General features: G+C 66.1%; 14 protein-coding genes. 2 read left to right on the forward strand and 12 right to left on the reverse strand.

Annotation, left to right across the window (positions count from 1 at the left end):
• Positions 1 to 3 precede the first annotated feature (3 nt).
• Genes fdhF through IQ16_RS06260 form a run of 3 tightly spaced genes read right to left on the reverse strand, consistent with a single transcriptional unit; the run spans position 4 to position 4,929 of the window.
• Positions 4 to 2,877, reverse strand: coding sequence for a formate dehydrogenase subunit alpha (gene fdhF, locus IQ16_RS06250; RefSeq protein WP_018647775.1), 2,874 nt, complete (start codon positions 2,875 to 2,877; stop codon positions 4 to 6).
• Between the two features lie 10 nt (positions 2,878 to 2,887).
• Positions 2,888 to 4,444, reverse strand: a complete 1,557-nt coding sequence (locus tag IQ16_RS06255) for a formate dehydrogenase beta subunit (protein ID WP_018647774.1) — start codon at positions 4,442 to 4,444, stop codon at positions 2,888 to 2,890.
• Positions 4,441 to 4,929 (reverse strand): formate dehydrogenase subunit gamma, encoded by a 489-nt coding sequence (locus tag IQ16_RS06260; RefSeq protein WP_018647773.1) that lies wholly within the window; start codon positions 4,927 to 4,929, stop codon positions 4,441 to 4,443. The genes IQ16_RS06255 and IQ16_RS06260 overlap by 4 nt, the downstream gene beginning before the upstream one ends.
• Before the next feature lie 224 nt (positions 4,930 to 5,153).
• On the opposite strand from IQ16_RS06260, the gene IQ16_RS06265 reads away from it, so the two are divergent.
• Positions 5,154 to 6,047: a LysR family transcriptional regulator gene (locus IQ16_RS06265; RefSeq protein ID WP_018647772.1), complete on the forward strand. Its 894-nt coding sequence runs from the start codon at positions 5,154 to 5,156 to the stop codon at positions 6,045 to 6,047.
• A gap of 188 nt (positions 6,048 to 6,235) precedes the next feature.
• Here the strand turns inward: IQ16_RS06265 and IQ16_RS06270 are convergent, their stop codons facing one another.
• From IQ16_RS06270 to IQ16_RS06300, 7 genes are all read right to left on the reverse strand, one after another.
• Complete coding sequence (locus IQ16_RS06270) at positions 6,236 to 8,563, reverse strand: ATP-binding protein (RefSeq protein ID WP_018647771.1); 2,328 nt, start codon at positions 8,561 to 8,563, stop codon at positions 6,236 to 6,238.
• A 227-nt stretch (positions 8,564 to 8,790) separates the two neighbouring features.
• Complete coding sequence (locus IQ16_RS06275) at positions 8,791 to 10,164, reverse strand: cation-efflux pump (RefSeq protein WP_018647770.1); 1,374 nt, start codon at positions 10,162 to 10,164, stop codon at positions 8,791 to 8,793.
• A gap of 283 nt (positions 10,165 to 10,447) precedes the next feature.
• Positions 10,448 to 11,416, reverse strand: a complete 969-nt coding sequence (locus IQ16_RS06280) for a zinc-binding dehydrogenase (RefSeq protein ID WP_018647769.1) — start codon at positions 11,414 to 11,416, stop codon at positions 10,448 to 10,450.
• 25 nt (positions 11,417 to 11,441) lie between these two features.
• The gene (locus tag IQ16_RS06285; protein WP_018647768.1) at positions 11,442 to 12,437 is read right to left on the reverse strand and encodes an NAD(P)H-dependent flavin oxidoreductase; all 996 of its coding nucleotides are present in this window, start codon (positions 12,435 to 12,437) and stop codon (positions 11,442 to 11,444) included.
• Between the two features lie 313 nt (positions 12,438 to 12,750).
• Complete coding sequence (locus tag IQ16_RS06290; RefSeq protein WP_018647767.1) at positions 12,751 to 13,401, reverse strand: hypothetical protein; 651 nt, start codon at positions 13,399 to 13,401, stop codon at positions 12,751 to 12,753.
• A gap of 44 nt (positions 13,402 to 13,445) precedes the next feature.
• A complete protein-coding gene (locus tag IQ16_RS06295; RefSeq protein ID WP_018647766.1) occupies positions 13,446 to 13,649 on the reverse strand; it encodes a hypothetical protein in 204 nt (67 codons plus the stop codon).
• A gap of 271 nt (positions 13,650 to 13,920) precedes the next feature.
• Positions 13,921 to 15,327: a hypothetical protein gene (locus IQ16_RS06300; RefSeq protein WP_026312772.1), complete on the reverse strand. Its 1,407-nt coding sequence runs from the start codon at positions 15,325 to 15,327 to the stop codon at positions 13,921 to 13,923.
• A gap of 506 nt (positions 15,328 to 15,833) precedes the next feature.
• Here IQ16_RS06300 and IQ16_RS45025 point away from each other — a divergent pair.
• Positions 15,834 to 16,088: a hypothetical protein gene (locus tag IQ16_RS45025; protein WP_018647764.1), complete on the forward strand. Its 255-nt coding sequence runs from the start codon at positions 15,834 to 15,836 to the stop codon at positions 16,086 to 16,088.
• Positions 16,089 to 16,228: 140 nt separating this feature from the next.
• Here the strand turns inward: IQ16_RS45025 and IQ16_RS06305 are convergent, their stop codons facing one another.
• Together IQ16_RS06305 and IQ16_RS06310 are read right to left on the reverse strand one after the other, a co-directional pair.
• Positions 16,229 to 17,002, reverse strand: coding sequence for a fumarylacetoacetate hydrolase family protein (locus tag IQ16_RS06305; RefSeq protein WP_035668164.1), 774 nt, complete (start codon positions 17,000 to 17,002; stop codon positions 16,229 to 16,231).
• An 11-nt stretch (positions 17,003 to 17,013) separates the two neighbouring features.
• Positions 17,014 to 18,030 carry a 2-dehydropantoate 2-reductase gene (locus tag IQ16_RS06310; RefSeq protein ID WP_018647762.1) on the reverse strand — a complete coding sequence of 339 codons (1,017 nt, stop codon included), beginning with the start codon at positions 18,028 to 18,030 and terminating at the stop codon, positions 17,014 to 17,016.
• Positions 18,031 to 18,103: the final 73 nt, after the last annotated feature.

An 18,103-nucleotide genomic window follows, 5' to 3' on the forward strand; every position in this document is an offset into this window, starting at 1 on the left:
CCGTTACTCCGCGGCCTCGGCCGGTACGATGCGGCGGGATTGCCGCGCCTGCGCGTCATAGGCCTTCTGCCAGTCGGAGGGGCCGTTCGAGGGCGAGACCTGCACCGCCGTGACCTTGTATTCGGGACAGTTGGTCGCCCAGTCCGAATATTCGGTGGTGATGACGTTGGCCTGCGTGTCCGGGTGGTGGAAGGTGGTGTAGACGACGCCGGGCGCGACGCGGTCAGTGATCTCCGCGCGCAGCGTGGTCTCGCCGGCGCGGCTCTTCAGCCGCACCCAGTCGCCGTCGCGCACGCCGCGCTGCTCGGCGTCGTGCGGATGGATCTCGAGGCGATCCTCGGCATGCCAGACCACGTTATCGGTGCGCCGCGTCTGCGCGCCGACATTGTACTGGCTGAGGATGCGGCCCGTGGTGAGCAGCAGCGGATAGCGCGGGCCGGTGCGCTCGTCGGTCGCGACATATTCGGTCACGACGAACTTGCCCTTGCCGCGGACGAAGCCGTCGATATGCATCACCGGCGTGCCCTCGGGCGCCTTCTCGTTGCAGGGCCACTGCACCGAGCCGAGCTCGTCGAGCCTGGCGTAGGAGACGCCAGCAAAGGTCGGGGTCAGCGCCGCGATCTCGTCCATGATCTCGGAAGGGTGGCTGTAGTTCATCTCGAAGCCCATCGCCTTGGCAAGGCCGATGGTGACCTCCCAGTCGGCGAGGCCGTTCTTCGGCGTCATCACCTTGCGCACGCGCTGGATGCGGCGCTCGGCGTTGGTGAAGGTGCCGTCCTTCTCGAGGAAGCTCGAGCCGGGCAGGAAGACGTGGGCGTAGTTGGCGGTCTCGTTCAGGAAGAGGTCGTGGACGATGACGCATTCCATCGCCGACAGCGCCGCCACCACATGGCTGGTATTGGGATCGGACTGCAGGATGTCCTCGCCCTGCACATAGATGCCCATGAACGTGCCTTCGACCGCGGCGTCGAACATGTTGGGAATGCGCAGGCCCGGCTCGGGGTTGAGCTTGACGTTCCACAGCGCCTCGAACTGGTCGCGGACGGCATCGCCCGAGATGTGGCGATAGCCGGGCAGCTCGTGCGGGAACGAACCCATGTCGCAGGAACCCTGCACATTGTTCTGGCCGCGCAGCGGATTCACGCCGACGCCGGGACGGCCGATATTGCCTGTAACCATCGCAAGGTTGGCGATCGCAATCACGGTGGTCGAGCCCTGGCTGTGCTCGGTGACGCCGAGACCGTAATAGATGGCGCCGTTGCCGCCGGTGGCGTAGGTCCGCGCGGCTTCACGCAGATCCTTCGGATCGACGCCGGTGAGGATGGCGGTGGCCTCCGGGCTGTTGCTCGGCTGGGCGACGAAGGCCGCCCATTCCTCGAACTCGGCCCAGTCGCAGCGCTCGCGCACGAAGGCTTCGTTGGCGAGACCTTCGGTGACGATGACATGCGCCAGCGCGGTCATGACCGCGACATTGGTGCCGGGCATCAGCGGCAGGTGCAGCGCCTTCACATGCGGCGATTCCACCATCTCGGTGCGGCGCGGATCGATCACGATCAGCTTGGCGCCCTGGCGCAGCCGCTTCTTCAGCCGCGAGGCGAACACCGGATGGGCGGACGCCGGGTTGGCGCCGATCACGACCACGACGTCGGTGTCCTCGACCGAGTCGAAATCCTGCGTGCCGGCGGAGGTGCCGAAGGTGGTGGCAAGGCCATAGCCGGTCGGGGAGTGGCAGACGCGTGCGCAGGTGTCGACATTGTTGTTGCCGAAGCCGGCGCGGATCAGCTTCTGCACCAGATAGGTCTCTTCATTGGTGCAGCGTGACGAGGTGATGCCGCCGATGGCGTCGCGGCCGTACTTCTTCTGGATGCCGCGCATCCTGGCGGCGGCAAACGAGAACGCCTCGTCCCAGGACACCTCCTTCCAGGGATCCTCGATCCGGTCGCGGATCATCGGCTTGAGGATGCGTTCCTTGTGATTGGTGTAGCCCCAGGCGAAGCGGCCCTTGACGCAGGAATGGCCGCGATTGGCCTTGCCGTCCTTGTAGGGCACCATGCGCACGACTTCCTCACCGCGCATCTCCGCCTTGAAGGCGCAGCCGACGCCGCAATAGGCGCAGGTGGTGACGACGGAATGCTCGGGCTGGCCGATCTCGATCACGGATTTTTCCGTCAGCGTCGCGGTCGGGCAGGCCTGCACGCAGGCGCCGCAGGAGACGCATTCGGAGCCCAGAAAACTCTCGCTCATGCCGGGCGAGACCCGGCTGTCGAAGCCGCGGCCGGAGATGGTCAGCGCAAAAGTGCCCTGCACCTCCTCGCAGGCGCGGACGCAGCGCGAGCAGACGATGCACTTGGAGGGATCATAGGTGAAGTACGGGTTGGACTCGTCCTTCGGCATCCAGTGGTCGTTGTCGCAGCCATGGCTCTTGGCGAAGACGTGGTTCTCGCCCTCATAGCCGTAGCGCACGTCGCGCAGGCCCACGGCGCCGGCCATGTCCTGCAATTCGCAATCGCCATTGGCGCCGCAGGTGAGGCAGTCGAGCGGATGGTCGGAGATGTAGAGCTCCATCACGCCCTTGCGCAGCTTCTTCAGCCGCTCGGTCTGGGTGTGCACGACGAGACCGTTCATCACGGGCGTGGTGCACGAGGCCGGCGTGCCGGCGCGGCCCTCGATCTCGACGAGGCAGAGACGGCAGGAGCCGAACGCGTCGACCATGTCGGTCGCGCACAGTTTCGGGATCTGATGGCCCGCGTCCATCGCCGCGCGCATGATCGAGGTGCCCTCGGGCACGGTGACCTCATTGCCGTCGATGGTCAGCGTCACCATCGTTTCCGATTTGGAGCGCGGCGTGCCGTAGTCGATTTCTTCGATCAGAGACATTGTCGTTCTCCTATTCCGCGGCCTGAAGCGTGGTCGGGATGGGTGCGAAATCCTCCCTGAAGTGCTTCAACGCACTGAGCACGGGGTAAGGCGTGAAGCCGCCGAGTGCGCAGAGCGAGCCGAATTTCATGGTGTTGCAGAGGTCCTCGACGAGCGCGAGGTTTTCATGGACGCGCTCGCCGCTGATGATCTTCTCGATGGTCTCGACGCCGCGGGTCGAGCCGATCCGGCACGGCGTGCACTTGCCGCAGGATTCGACGGCGCAGAATTCCATCGCGAAACGCGCCTGCCTGCGCATGTCGACGCTGTCGTCGAACACGACGATGCCGCCATGGCCGATCAGGCCGTCGCGCGCGGCAAAGGCCTCGTAGTCGAACGGCGTGTCGAACAGGGCGCGCGGGAAGTAGGCGCCGAGCGGGCCGCCGACCTGCACCGCGCGCACGGGACGGCCCGTGAACGTGCCGCCGCCGATGTCGTCGACGAGCTCGCCGAGCGTCACGCCGAATGCGGTCTCGAACAGGCCGCCGTGGCGGATGTTGCCGGCGAGCTGGATCGGCATCGTGCCGCGCGAGCGGCCCATGCCGAAATCGGCATAGGCCTTGGCGCCCTCGGCGAGGATGAAGGGGATCGCGGCGAACGACAGCACGTTGTTGATGACGGTGGGCTTGCCGAACAGGCCGTGATGCGCGGGCAGCGGCGGTTTTGCGCGCACGATGCCGCGGCGGCCTTCGAGGCTCTCCAGCAGCGAGGTTTCCTCGCCGCAGACATAGGCGCCGGCACCGACGCGCACTTCCATATCGAAGCTGTAGGTGGAGCCGCCGATCTTGTCGCCGAGATAGCCGCCGCGCCTGGCAGCCACGATCGCGGCATTCATCGCCTCGACCGCGTGCGGATATTCGCTGCGGATGTAGATGTAGCCCTTGGTTGCGCCGACGGTGATGCCGGCCGTGGTCATGCCCTCGATCACCAGGAAGGGATCGCCTTCCATGATCATGCGGTCGGCAAAGGTGCCGCTGTCGCCTTCGTCGGCGTTGCAGACGATGAACTTGCGATCGGCCTTGGCCTGCGCGACGGTCTTCCACTTGATCCCGGTCGGGAAGCCCGCGCCGCCGCGGCCGCGCAGGCCCGAAGCGGTCACCTCATTCAGGATCGCATCAGGTCCGAGCGAGAGTGCGCGCTCAAAGCCCTTGTAGCCGCCATGGGCACGGTAGTCTTCGAGCGACCGCGGATCGATCACGCCGCAGCGGGCGAAGGTGAGACGGGTCTGACGCTTCAGCCAGGGGATCTCGTCGGTCGCGCCCAGCCGCAAGAGATGCGGCGTGTTGCTGGCGAGCGCATCGAGCAGGGAGGGGACGTCGGTCTCGGTCACCGGGCCGAAGGCGATCCGGCCCTGCGGGGTCGCGACCTCGACCAGCGGCTCCAGCCAGTACATGCCGCGCGAGCCGGTCCTGACGATCTCGATCGCAATGCCACGCTTGGCCGCAGCCTGCTCCAGCGCCAGCGCAACCTCATCGGCGCCGACGGCGACCGCGCCTGCATCGCGCGAGACGAAGATCCGCATGCTCATCGCTGTGCCTCCGCAACCAGTGCATCGAGGCGCTTCTCGTCGAGCCGGCCGATGAGGCGGCCGTCGAGCATCGCGGACGGGGCAGTCGCGCACAGGCCGAGGCAGTAGATCGGCTCCAGCGTGACGCGATCATCGGCCGTCGTGTTGCCGAGCGACACACCGAGCTTCGTCTCGGCGCGTGCGGCCAGTGCATCGCCGCCCGCAGCCTGGCAGGCTTCCGCGCGGCACAGCTTCAGCACGTGGCGGCCGGCCGGCTTGTGGCGGAAATCATGGTAGAAGGTGAAGACGCCATGCACCTCGGCGCGCGATAGATTCAGCGCCTGCGCAGCCATGGGAATCGCCGCCTCCGGCACGTAGCCGAATGCCTCCTGAAGCGCATGCAGGATGACCAGCGTTGCGCCTTCCTGCCCGGCATGTTCGGCGATGATCTCAGCGCCGCGCGCTTCGTCCCAAGGTTCGTAACGAGGTTCGTAAAGCGTTGTCATTGTTCGTTCTCAACCTGAGCGTTCCTTCCGTGCAAAGTATTTGGAATCATTCGAAGATCAATAAAGCTGTCTCATGCTGCGATTGCGAATTCAGATCGATTTGCAACCGCAATCGGTCGATACGGACTGGTAATGAAGATTGTATCGGCTGCCGGTTTTTGCGTGTTGGTGCAGGCCCGGCATGCTAGCTTGCATGCCAACACAGAATCCGAGGGGACAACCGGTTGATCGATAAGCTTGAACTGCTGCTGGCGCTGGCGAAGGAGCGGCATTTCGGACGCGCGGCAGAGGCCTGCGGGGTCACGCAGCCGACCATGTCGACCGGGCTGAAGCAGCTCGAGGAGATCCTCGGCGTGATGCTGGTCCAGCGCGGCTCCCGCTTCCAGGGTTTCACCCCCGAGGGCGAACGGGCGCTGGACTGGGCGCGGCGGATCGTGGGCGATGCCCGCGCCATGCGTGACGAGATCAACGGGCTGAAGCACCAGCTCTCCGGCGAGATACGCATTGCCGCGATCCCGACCGTGCTCGGCATGGTCGCCGCACTGACGACGCCGTTCCGCGCCCGGCATCCCGAGGTGCGTTTCAGCATCCGCTCGACCACCTCATCGGAGGTGCTCGGGTTGCTCGAAAATCTCGAGGTTGATGCGGGGCTGACCTATATCGAGAACGAGCCGATCGGCAAGGTACGCACCATTCCGCTCTACAATGAAAGCTATCGCCTGCTGACTGCGCCGGACGGAATGTTCGGTGACCGCGAGACGGTGACCTGGAAGGAAGTGGGGCAGGTGCCGCTGTGCCTCTTGACGCCCGACATGCAGAACCGCCGCATCATCGACCGCGCGCTGCGCTCGGTCGGCGCGGAGGCGACGCCGACGCTGACCTCGAACTCGCTCCTGGTGCTGTTCACGCATGTGAAGACGGGACGCTGGGCCAGCGTGATGCCGGCCAAGCTCGCCGAGACGCTCGGCCTGTCCGATACGGTGCGGTCGATCCCGATCGTCGACCCCGAGGTCAATTACAGCATCGGCATGGTGATCCCGCAGCGCGATCCGATGACGCCGCTGATCGCGGCGCTGGTCAATGTGGCGCGGGAAGTCGCGCCGACGCTGCAGCTTTAAGGGCTAGGGCGCGAGAGCCCGAGCAAGCGCCTCGTCCTTCGAGACGCGCGCGAGAGCGCGCTCTCAGGATGAGGCTCCGTTGTATCGGTCTTCGTTGAAACGGCCGCCCCGTACTCCGCCCTCATCCTGAGGGCCCGCCGGAGGCGGGCGTCTCGAAGGATGGCCGCAGGCGAGCTTCCCGCCGTGCGCTAGGCCGCAGCCGATATCCCGGCCCCCTTCACGGCATCGCGCGGCAGCGTCACCCGGACGACGGTGCCGACATCGATCTTCGAGCGCAGCCGCATCGAGCCGCCGTGGAGCTGGGCCAGCGAGCGGGCGATGGCGAGGCCCAGCCCAGAGCCGTGATAGGTCTTGGTGAGCTGGCTCTCGACCTGCTCGAAGGGGCGGCCGAGCCGCGCCAGCGAGTGCGGCGCGATGCCGATGCCGGTGTCGGCGATCATCAGCACGATCCTGTCCTCGAGCTGCCGGCTGCGCACCACGATGCGCCCGCCGTCGGGCGTGAACTTCACCGCGTTGGAGAGCAGGTTGACGATGATCTGCTTGGTGGCGCGGCGGTCGGCGACGACCGAGATCGATGTCCCGATGTCGGCATCGAGCGTCAGGTGCTTGTCCTCGGCGCGGCGGGAGACGACGCGCAGGGATTCGGCGAGCGTCCGCGCGAGGTCGAGCTCTTCCATGTCGAGCTTCATGCGGCCGGCCTCGATCTTGGACATGTCGAGGATGTCGTTGATGACCTCGAGCAGATAATGGCCGCTGGTCAGGATGTCCTGGCAATATTCCTGGTACTTCTCGCTGCCGAGCTCGCCGAACATGCCGCTTCCCATGATCTCGGAGAAGCCGATGATGGCGTTGAGCGGCGTGCGCAGCTCGTGGCTCATGTTGGCGAGGAACTTCGACTTGGTCTGGTTGGCTTCCTCGGCGCGGGTCTTCTCGCGCTGGTATTTTTCGGCGAGGTCGGCGAGCTCGTTGGTCTGGCGCTCCAGCGCGGCCTGCGAGCGCTTGAGGTCGATGACCGTGGCGCGCAGGCGCAGATCGTTGTCGACCAGCTTCTGCTCGTGCTCCTTGATGCGGGTGATGTCGGTGCCGACCGAGACGTAGCCGCCGTCCTTGGTGCGGCGCTCGCTGATGTGCAGCCAGCTGCCGTCGTCGAGCTGCGCCTCGAAGGTGCGCGCGCCCGGGCCCTGGGCAGCGGTCTCGTTGTGGCGGGTGCGCACCTCCGGCATGCGGCCGACCTCGAGCACGGTCTCGTAGGAGGTGCCGGGGATGACGGCGCTGTCGGGCAGCTTGTGCAGGCGCTGGAAGTGCGAGTTGCAGAGCACGAGGCGGTCGCTCGCGTCCCACAGCACGAAGGCCTCCGGAATGGTCTCGATGGCGTCGCGCAGGCGCAGGTCCGCTTCCACGGTCCGCTCGGCGAGGCTCTTCTGCTCGGTGATGTCGACGGCGATGCCGATGAGGTGCACGCTGGAATCGGTCGCGCCGCGCGTCTTTTCGCAGCGGACGCGGAGCCAGATCCAGTGGCCGTCGACATGCTGCATGCGGAAGGTCTGGTCGATGTGGTCGATCTTCTCGGAGATGAGCTGGTCGGCGATCTCGAACAGGTCGATGTCGTCGGACTTCACCAGCGCGTTGACCTCGCCGAAAGTGAGCAACTCGTGGCGGCCGTCGAGGCCGAGCATCGAGAACATCGACTGCGACCAGAAGATCCGGCCGCGCGAGAGGTCCCAGTCCCACAATCCGCAGCGGCCGCGGTTCAGCGCGGTGTCGATCCGGCCGCGCACGGCGTCGTTGATGAGGTCGCCCTCGCGGGCGCGGGTGGACTGCCAGTGGAAGGCGAAGCCGAGGATCAGGACGACGAAGCCGGTGGTCGCCGACAGCGTCACCGAGAGCGCGGCGTCAGAGCCCCAGATCGGCTCGTTGCGCTCCTGGATCACGGTGACGAAGCCGGGCAGCGACTTGATCTGCCGCGAGGTGGCCATAGCAGCATTGCCGCTCGGCAGCGTCATGTCGGAGACGTTGCCGTCGCGCGGCGGCGCCGCAAGCAGCTGCGCCGTGGTGATGGCATCGAGCAGGCGGTCGTTGCCCGAAGGGTCGCTGTCGATGGGAATGCGGGCGAGGAGACGGCGGTCGATCCCGGCCGAGGTGACGATGACGTGGCGGCCGCTGGCCGTGCCCCAGGACGGGATCAGGTCGGGCAGCAGCGTCGGCAGGCGCTCGATGTTCTTTTGCCGCTCGATCCGCAACGAGGTGAGGCGGTCGATGCGCTCGGCGAGCAGGTCGGCGAGCGCGGAGATGTCGTGCCGGATCACCATCCGCTTCTGGCGCGTCTGGTCGACGACCTGCACGAACGCGCCGAGGCAGATCGTGATCAGGAATGCGATGATGAGCGTCGGCACGGCACGGCGCAACGCCGGCTCTGCGATCAGCAGCCGATGATAGGCAGGTTTCGCGATCGATTGCGCCAATCCCTTGATCGAATCGGATTGGACGCACGCGTTCGCGGCGTCTGCACGCGACATGCCTTCGGCCCCCTGAAAACCCTGCTTGCAACTTGAGTTCGGAGGCAGCCCCACGTCGCTTCCGAATCAGACCGATTTGAATCCAGTTTTGCCGGGCTGTCGAGAGTCAACGAATCGTTAACGCGAAATTATTCTTATCCAACGCGCAGTTTACGCATCACGCGTCCGCAAACCCACGTGGGCGAAGAGTCCGAAACGAGAACGTGTGACTCATCGCGCAATCCGCGTCACACGCGCGGCGGCTCGGCGTGACTGATGACGCGCTTCACGCTGGGAAACGCGCGGCGCAACGCGCGCTCGATCGCATCGACCTGCTCGTGCACCTTGATCACGCTCATCGACGGCGCGGCGCGGCAGTGGAAGTTGACGATCTCGCCGGCGTCGGTGTTGCGGACGCGCACATTATGGATGTCGTGGATCTCGCCTTCGCCGGCGAACTCGGCCAGCGCGGCGGCGATGGTCTGCACCCTTTCTGGCGCGGCGTCGACGCCGAACGGCAGTTCCGGTTCCAGCGGCTCGATGTGGACGTCGACCTCGACGTCCTCGCCGAACTCCTCCTTGATGTTGCGCTCCAGCGTATTGGCGATGTCATGGGCCGCGTCGAGCCGCATCCCGGCATCGACCTCGAGATCGATGCCGACGATCAGCTTGGCTCCGAGGTCGTGCACCGTGACGTGGTGGATGGCGAGGCTCGAATTGCGCGCGATCACCATGATGCGGTCGCGGACGGTCTCGTTGTTGCGCGCGACCGGGACCGCGGTGAAGGTGAGGTCGGCATCGCCGAACGCCTTGTCGACGGCGGCCTGTGCCTTGCGCTTGATCTCCTCGACGCGGTCGATCGGGTAGGTCCGCGGCACCTTTGCGATGGTGTCGATGAAGGTGGTCGCCCCGACCATGCGCACGCGCAGCCGCTCGACGTCGATCACGCCGGGAACGCTCCTGATCGCGGCCGTGGCCCTCTCCTGGGCGCCCTCCGGCGCGCGGTCGAGCAGCGTCTGCACGGTCGAGCCGGCCATGCGCAGGCCAAGCAGCGCGATCATCACGGCGACCGCGGCGGCGGCCGCGGCGTCACCCCACCAGAAGCCGAGGGCGGCGAGGATCAGGCCGACGATCACGGCGCAGGAGCCCATCACGTCGGAGGCGAAGTGGAGCGCATCCGCGGCGAGCGCCTGGCTTCGGGTCTCCCGCGCGGCGCGGTGCAGGGCGCGGGCGCGCCAGAGATTGACGGCGATGTCGATCACCAGCACGACGAACGGCACGGCCGAGATGGTCGGCGGCGGCGTCCCCTCGCGCAGCCGGCTATAGGATTCGACCAGGATGCCGCCGGCGAGCACGTAGAGCAGGGCGGTGACGCCCAGTGCCGAGATGCTTTCCAGCTTGCCGTGGCCGTAATGGTGCTCTTCATCCGCCGGCTTGTCGGACACCCGCACCACCGCCCAGGTGATGATGGTCGCGACCAGGTCGATCGAGGAATGCAGGGCCTCGGAGATCAGCGCCAGCGAGCCGATCGCGATCCCGACCACGAACTTGGCCGCCGCCATGCCGCCGCTGGCGAAGATCGAGATGGCCGCGACCGAGGTTTTATTGTGCTGGGAGTTCATGGCGGGGATTTAGCAGCCTGAGGCTGAACATCAAGCGGCCATCCACAGCTGTAGTCGCAAGTGAGTTGCAGGAGCGAAGCCATTGCGAATGCTTCTGAATTGAATGGTGGCTTATGCCACTAGCTCAGTCTCGTAGGGTGGGCAAAGGCGCAAAGCGCCGTGCCCACGTTCTTCCGCGATCACTGACGGATGGTGGGCACGCTTCCGCCTTCGCTCTTCGAGCTACGGCGGACGAGCCGCTTTGCCCAGCCTACGGGACCGTCGCTTTGGCCGAGTCTGACCCTCAAAGCGTCACCACGATCTTCCCTAGATGCTTGTTCGCCTCCATGTGCTCGAACGCCTGGTCGATCTGGTCGAACGCATAGACCTTGTCGATCGGCAGCTGCAGCTTGCGCGACTCCACCGCGCCCCAGATGTCCTTGCGGACCTCCTCAAAAATCGCGCGGACCTCCTCGATGGTGCGGGTGCGGAAGGTGACGCCGATATAGCTGATGCGGCGGGCCGCATGCAGGTCGAAGTTGAAATCTGCGTGGGTGCCGCCGAGCCGGCCGACATTGACGATGCGGCCCAAAACCTTGGTCGCGGCGAGGTTCTGGTTTGCGACCTTGCCGGAGACCTGGTCGACGATGAGGTCGACGCCTTCGCCGTCCGTCGCCTTCAGCACCTCGTCGACCCATTTGGGGTCGGAGGAGTCGACCGCGAGGTCGGCGCCGTATTCCTTCAGCCGGCCGCGGCGGTAGGCATCGGTCGACGAGCCGATCACGAGCCTGGCGCCCTTGAGTTTTGCGATCTGCATCGCCATCAGGCCGACGCCGGAGCTGGCCCCCTGGATCAGCACGGCTTGCCCCGGCTGCACCCCGCCGACGGTGACCACGGCGTTGTGCATAGTCGCCAGCGCGACGGGGAGGGTGGCGGCCTCCTCGAAATTCATGTTCGAGGGCGCGCGGAACAGCCGGCCGTGATCGGCCAGCGTGTATTCAGCAAACGCCGCGCCGCCGGATCCCATGACGCGGTCGCCGACTTTGACGCCCTTCGCATCGGGCCCGAGCTCGGCGACTTCGCCGGCCCATTCCATTCCGAGCACGGTGCCGACGCCGCCGGCCGCGCCATGGGCGTGACCCTTGCGCATGCCGGTGTCGGCGCGGTTCAGCCCGCAGGCGCGGACCTTTACCAGCACCTGCGTGCCTTTCGGCTTTGGTTGAGCGACGTCGGAAATCCGAGCGCCTTCAGGGCCGTAGACGTAAGCCTTCATGAATTACTCTCGCTTCTTGCAGTGATTATTCCGCAGCTTGCGCGCTTGGCTGAGCGATCATGCCTTCGAGCCGGCTGCGAATGATCGCTTCGGCCTCGCGCACGATGCGGGAGATCAGCTCGCCGCAGCTCGGGATGTCCTGGATCAGGCCCTGCACCTGGCCGGCCGACCAGATCCCTTCATCCGAATTGCCGGTCGCATAGACCATCTTGCCGCGGGCCCCCGCAACGAGCTCGCGGATGTCCTCGAACTTGGCGCCCTCCTTCTCCATCGCGACGACCTTGGTCGAGATCTCGTTCTTGGCGACGCGCGAGGTGTTGCGCATGGTGCGGAAGATCAGCTCGGTCTCGCGCTCGTCATTGGCGACGATCTTCTCCTTGATGAGTTGGTGGATCGGGCTCTCCTTGGTGGCCATGAAGCGGGTGCCCATGTTGATCCCTTCCGCACCCAGCGCCAGCGCCGCGACGAGGCCGCGGGCATCGGCAAAGCCGCCGGAGGCGATCATGGGGATCTTGACCTTGTTGGCGGCGGCCGGGATCAGGATCAGGCCGGGCGTGTCGTCCTCGCCGGGGTGGCCGGCGCATTCAAAACCGTCGATCGAGATGGCGTCGACGCCCATGCGCTCGGCCGAGAGGGCGTGGCGGACGCTGGTGCATTTGTGCACGACCTTGACGCCGTTCTTCTTGAACTCGTCGACATGCTCCTGCGGCTTGTTGCCGGCGGTCTCGACCACCTTGATGCCGGCCTCGATGATGGCGGCACGGTATTCGGCGTAGGGCGGCGGCTTGATCGCGGGCAGGATGGTGAGGTTGACGCCGAACGGCTTGTCCGTGAGGTCGCGGCAGCGCGCGATCTCCTTGGTCAGGTCCTCCGGCGTCGGCTGCGTCAGCGCGGTGATGAAGCCGAGCGCGCCGGCATTGGCGACGGCGGCGACCAGCCCGGCCCGTCCGACCCATTGCATGCCGCCCTGGACGATCGGGTGCTCGACGCCGACGAGCCTGGTGAACCGTGTCTGCAGCATGATCTGTTTCCCCGCGCCCCGCGTGGCGCTCTGTTATCGTTTGATGGCGGCAGGATGCCGCCGGGGGTGGGAAATGTCTATTGCAGGGGTGTGCGGTGGAGGCGGGGTGTCATGCGGGGAGTGAGAGGGATTCCGCCGGGCGGATAATTTGGATGGTCTCGTGTCCCGGACGCGCTGCAACGCCTCTTGGCGTTGCGGCGCAGAGCCGGGACCCACATTCCGCGAATGCTTTGAGAGATGGGCCCCGGCTCTGCAGCGCATCGTCGAAGGGGACGCTGCGCTGCGTCCGGGGCACGGACAACTGAGGCTGCCGCTACTCCGCCGACAGCCGCACCATCTGCCGGCCGCCGTTCATTTCCTTGAGGCGGTTGACGAACTTTTCCGGACGCTGCCAGCGATTGGGGACCTCTAGGCCCATGAACTCGGCGATATCGCCGATGAAGCCGGTGCAGTTGGCGGTCTCGGCGTTCCATACCGGCGAGTTCGCCTGCAATTTCTTGATGTAGGCGAACACGCGCTTGGCGTCGGCCTCGTTCAGGTAGACCCGATAGTTCGCGGTCAGATATTCCGGATCGAGGTCGCCGTAGCTCGCGCCGGTTTCGGACGGCACAAAGGTGATGTGACCGAGCACGTAAGCGAGCGTGTCGCCGGCCGGCGTCAGGCCCGCGACCTCGACCGCCTTCTCGCTGGTCTTGCCGTACCAGACGAAGGCATGGCCCCAGCTCGCCGCCGTCCTGGCGCGGAAGTCGACGTAGTAGGGGCCTTTCTCCGCGCGCGCGACGGGGCGCCGCGTCGCTTGCGGTTGAGGCCGCGATGCGGTCTCGGACGTGGCAAGCGCGTTGGCATCGGCAACGCGCTTGTTCGCTTCGTGGGCCGAGGCCGTGGGCGTCGTGCACGCGATCATGGCGGCGAGGGCGAGCCCCGCGAGGATGCAGGATCCCGATCGATCAGCTCTGTTCGTCACGCTATGCCCCCTCGACTGTCGGCCGCTTACGCAGAGTCTGCGCGTCAGTAGCGCGCCGCGACCGGGCCGGGCGCCTTGCCGATCGGGGCCTTGCCAACCGGGCTCTTTCCAATCGGCATCTTTCCGATCGGGGCCTGCTCCGCCGGATAGACCGGCACGGGCTGGCGGCGCGGCAAATCGGCAGCGTTCGCAGCCGTCACCAGAGCAAGCGTGGCACCCAGAACAAATACAATCTTCTTCACAGTCATACCCCCTAGAAGGTTTGGTCCAAACACGGCCAGGCCGTGCCCCCAGACACGCCTCACAGAAGGGCGGCCGAATGCGTCCAAGTTGCGGCGCGCACGGGACATGTTGGCGGCATTGATCGGGCGTACGCAGATGTGATGTGTCTGGATGTTTCGGGGCCGGCTGGCGGTGTCGTAGCCCGGATGAGCGCAGCGATATCCGGGGTGCTTGTGGCCGCATGCGTCCCGGATGTCGCTATCGCCCATCCGGGGACGTCCCTGCAGCAGCCGCGCTTCACCCGATCCGGTTCAAACTATTCCTGATCGTCGCGAAGATGCCGCCGATGTCCTTGCGTGGGGCATCGAGCGCATTGAAATTGTCGAAGACGCGGGCGAGGCGGTCTTCGACCTCGCGCTTGCTTTTCGTCAGCGCGTCGACGCGCGAGTCGAGTGTGACGCCCGCGTTCGCCTCGATCTCGCCGACGGTCTTGGCGAGGAGGTCGCGCGTGGTGCTGACCTCCGCGATCATCGCCTCGATGCCGAATACCGGAGCCTTCAGCGGGACGAGGTCGGCCTGCGACTTCGACAGCTCTGTCTTGAAGGCGTTCAGCGTCGCCAGCGTCTCCTGCAACGCGCCGAGGCGCTGGCGCGACTGGAGGACGAAATCGTTCAGCGCATTCTGGCGCTCAATGAGACTCTTGCCGTCGCCATCGGTCTCGACCTCCGCGATCGCGCGTTCGAGCTGCCCCCGGCGCTGGCCGAGCTCCTCGAAGTCGAGGCGGATGCTTTTCAGGATGTTGAAGCTGTCGTCGATGCGCACGAGGCGCTGCTCGATCTCGATCTTGTTCTTCGACAGCGTCTCGACGCGGCTGCCGAGCGGCGCCTCGCCGCCGGTCTCGAGCTCGTCGATGCTTTTTTCCAGGCGGTCATGGCTGAGGCTGAGCTCGCCGATCAGGGCGTTGATGCCGGCGTCTGTCGAGCGCAGCGGCGCCAGCTCGGCATGGGACTTCGCCAGATCCTCCTTGTACTGGTTGAGGGTCGCGAACGTGTCCTGGACCGCGCTCACCCGTGTCAGCAGCGCCGACACGTCGCGCGCGATGTCCTTCAGGCGGTCGGCGAGGTTGTTCTTGCGGTCGTCGGTCTCGAGGTCGTGCAGGGAGCGTTCGAGCTGGTTCTGGCGGTCGCGAATCTCGGTGAAGACGGGTTCGACCGCGCGGCGCTGGTCGGCGACCTTGCCGACCATCTCGCGCAGCGCCTGCTGGCGGCGGCGGATCTCGGCGAGCTGGTCGTGCATGTCGGTGGCTTCGTTGCGGCCCTGCTGCAGCAGCGCGCGCTGCTCGGTCTCGCCGAGCTTGTCGTGAAGGGCGGAGACGGCCTCCCGTGGATCGCTCTCGATCAGGTGCTGGACGGTGGCGTCGAGGTGGTTTTGCAGGGCGTGGGCGACGACGACGTCTTCCCGGGTCTTCTTCAGTCGGTCGCGCAGCGTGTCGAGGCGCCGGTCCTGGCGCGAGAGCCGCCAGGCGGTTGCGCCGATCAGCGTCAGGCCTGCGGCCAGGATCGTGCCGGACGCGATGCGCTGCGGCACGGACAGGGCCGCGAACCACGCCGATAGGTGACCGACGTCGTAACCGAACGCCTGCTGGGCGAGGATCGCGATGACGGCGAGCAGGGCAAACCAGGCAACCAGGAAAAACAGCCACATCGTGAATTCCTCACGCCGGCACACAATTTCGCCATGATTGCTATTGGAGAGCGGAACCGAGATCAAGGGCGAGCGGGTTGCCGGATGCGCGTGGCGGCGCGAAATCCACGACTGGTTGCGTCAGCCGATCGGTGGAGCGGCGTAGAGAGGTGCCGGATTTTCCCGATTGGTTGGGGCCGTGGCTGCCAACATACTCCGCCGTCATTCCGGGGCGGCGCGCAGCGCCGAGCCCGGAATCCATAACCACGGGCGGTTGTATTGAAGCGAGGTCGGCGTGGCGCGCAACGTCTCACCCAATCGCCGTCGTGGTTATGGATTCTCAGGTGCGCAATTGCGCACCGTAGCTCGCGACTTCGTCGCGCCCCGGAATGACGGAGAGAGGATCGTAGACCGCATGTAGGCGGCGACATGCGGGACCACGTCAAGGTCTGTCCCGGATATCGCTCCGCTCATCCGGGCTACGGCGTCGTGCTCGCTCTCATTTCCCGAGGAAGTTCGAGCGCATCTTGTCGGCGAACCAGACCACGAAGATCGCAGCGAACGAGAGAGCAAAGTATATAGCCGTCCACAAGAGTGCATTGCTTGCGTTCGTCATGGCGTCCTCCCTTGCATCAGACATCGATCTGTTGCCGGGAAGGATAATGGCGGCCGCGACGGCGCGATTTGCGCTGGATCAATTTTGCCGCGCTGCGGCGAACATGGCCGGCGAGCATTCCGAGGTCACGATGGAGTTGCGCCGGGGAATGATGGTCGGGCCGTAGCCTGTAGCCCGGATGGAGCAAAGCGCAATCCGGGTCGGTCCATCGTCATGCGAAGGTCCCGGATTACGCGGAGCCTGTCATCGGGCGGCGCTTGGCGCCGACCCGTTGGCTCCATCCGGGCTACGGCACTGCGTCCGCCGCTACAGCCGAAATTCGTTGGTGAGCTCGCCGATGCCGTCGATCGCAACGGTGACCGTGTTCACCGGCTCCTTCATCACGCCGACGCCGACTGAGGTGCCGACGGCGATGAGGTCGCCGGGGAGCAGGGTCATGTCGTGGGAGATCCTGCTGACCAATTCCTGCGCCGAAAAAATCATGTCCGAGATCGGGTAGTTCTGCCGCTCGGCGCCGTTGAGGATGGTGCGCACGGTGAGTTTTGCGGGATCGAGGCCAGTCGCGATCACAGGACCGAACGGACCGTAATCGTCGATGCCCTTGGCGCGCGCCCATTGCGGGAAAGTCGGATCGCTGGTCAGGATGTCGTTGGCGGTGATGTCGTTGACGCAGGTGTAGCCGAAGATGAAGCCGTCGGCCTCAGCCGGCGACACGCGGGCGCAGGTCTTGCCGATGACGATGCCGAGCTCGCCCTCGTAAGTCGTCTTGCCGTCGTAGTAGGAGGGGCGGCGGATCACGGCGCCCGGCGTCGTGATGCTGGTGGTGGCCTTCAGCAGATACAGCGGCTCCGGCGGCTCGGGCTGGTTCAGCTTGGCCGCGAGCGCGTGAAAATTATTCCAGAGCGCAACGATCTTGCTCGGTGCGCAGGGCGCGAGCAGCTCGACCTCCGACAGCGCCAGCGTCCTGCCGGTCGCGGCATTGCGGCCGAACAGTTCGCCCTCGTGCACGCTGATGCCGGAGGACGTCAGCGTGCCGAAGCCGGCCGTGCCGGCATGGCGAAAGCGCAGCCACTTCTTCATCTCGCCCGCCATCACGCCACCGCCAGTGCACGCGGATCGGTTGTCGAGACGCCGTCATAGAGGCCGGCGATGCGGGCGCGCTGGCTCACCATCGCCAGCACCGAGTCGAGCGCGGGCGTCGCGATGCCGGTGAGGCGGCCCATCTCCTGCACCACGGTCACGAGCGGGTCGATCTCCATCGGGCGGCCGCGCTCGAGATCCTGCAGCATCGAGGTCTTGTGCGCGCCGACCTTGCGGGCGCCCTCGATGCGGCGCTCGACGTCGACGCGGAATTTGACCCCGAACGTCTCGGCGATGCCTTGAGTCTCCACCATGATCGCGCGCGACAGCGCCCGCGTGGCGGGATCGGTGCAGATCACGTCGAGCGTGGCGTGGGTCAGCGCGCTGATCGGGTTGAAGCAGACATTGCCCCAGAGCTTGAGCCAGATCTCGTCGCGGATGCGGTCGAGCACCGGCGCCTTCAGGCCGGCGGCGACGAAGAGATCGGCGAGACGCTGTACGTCGGACGTGACCTCGCCGGAGGGCTCGCCGAGCGGGAAATTGTTGCCGTAGACGTGACGGATCACGCCCGGCGCCTCGATCTCGGTGGCGGGATAGACGATGCAGCCGATGGCGCGCTCGGCGCCGATCTCGCGCCATTGCCGACCGCCGGGGTCGATGCTCTCCAGCGTCGAGTTCTCGTATTGGCCGCCGTGCTTGTAGAAATACCAATAGGGGATGCCGTTGACGGCGGTGACGATGCGGGTGTGGGGCCCGAGCAGCGGCTGCATCTTCTCGATCACGCCGGTGATCGAATGCGCCTTCAGCGTGATGATGATGTAGTCCTGCACGCCGAGCTCGGTGGGATCGTCGGTGCAGCGCGGATGCACGGTGTGCGTCTCATCGCCGGCGAGCAGCGTCAGGCCGCGCTCGCGCATGGCGGCGAGGTGCGCGCCGCGTGCGACCAGGCTGACGTCGGCGCCCGCGCGCGCGAGCTGAACTCCGAGATATCCGCCGATCGCGCCGGCGCCGTAGATGCAGATCTTCATGAAATCCTCGCGAGCAGAGACCGGATTTTGGGACGAAAGATCCGGTCCGGCTCGGATGGATCCGAGCCGGGGC

Source organism: Bradyrhizobium huanghuaihaiense, assembly GCF_007830635.1.
GTDB classification, from domain to species: domain Bacteria; phylum Pseudomonadota; class Alphaproteobacteria; order Rhizobiales; family Xanthobacteraceae; genus Bradyrhizobium; species Bradyrhizobium huanghuaihaiense.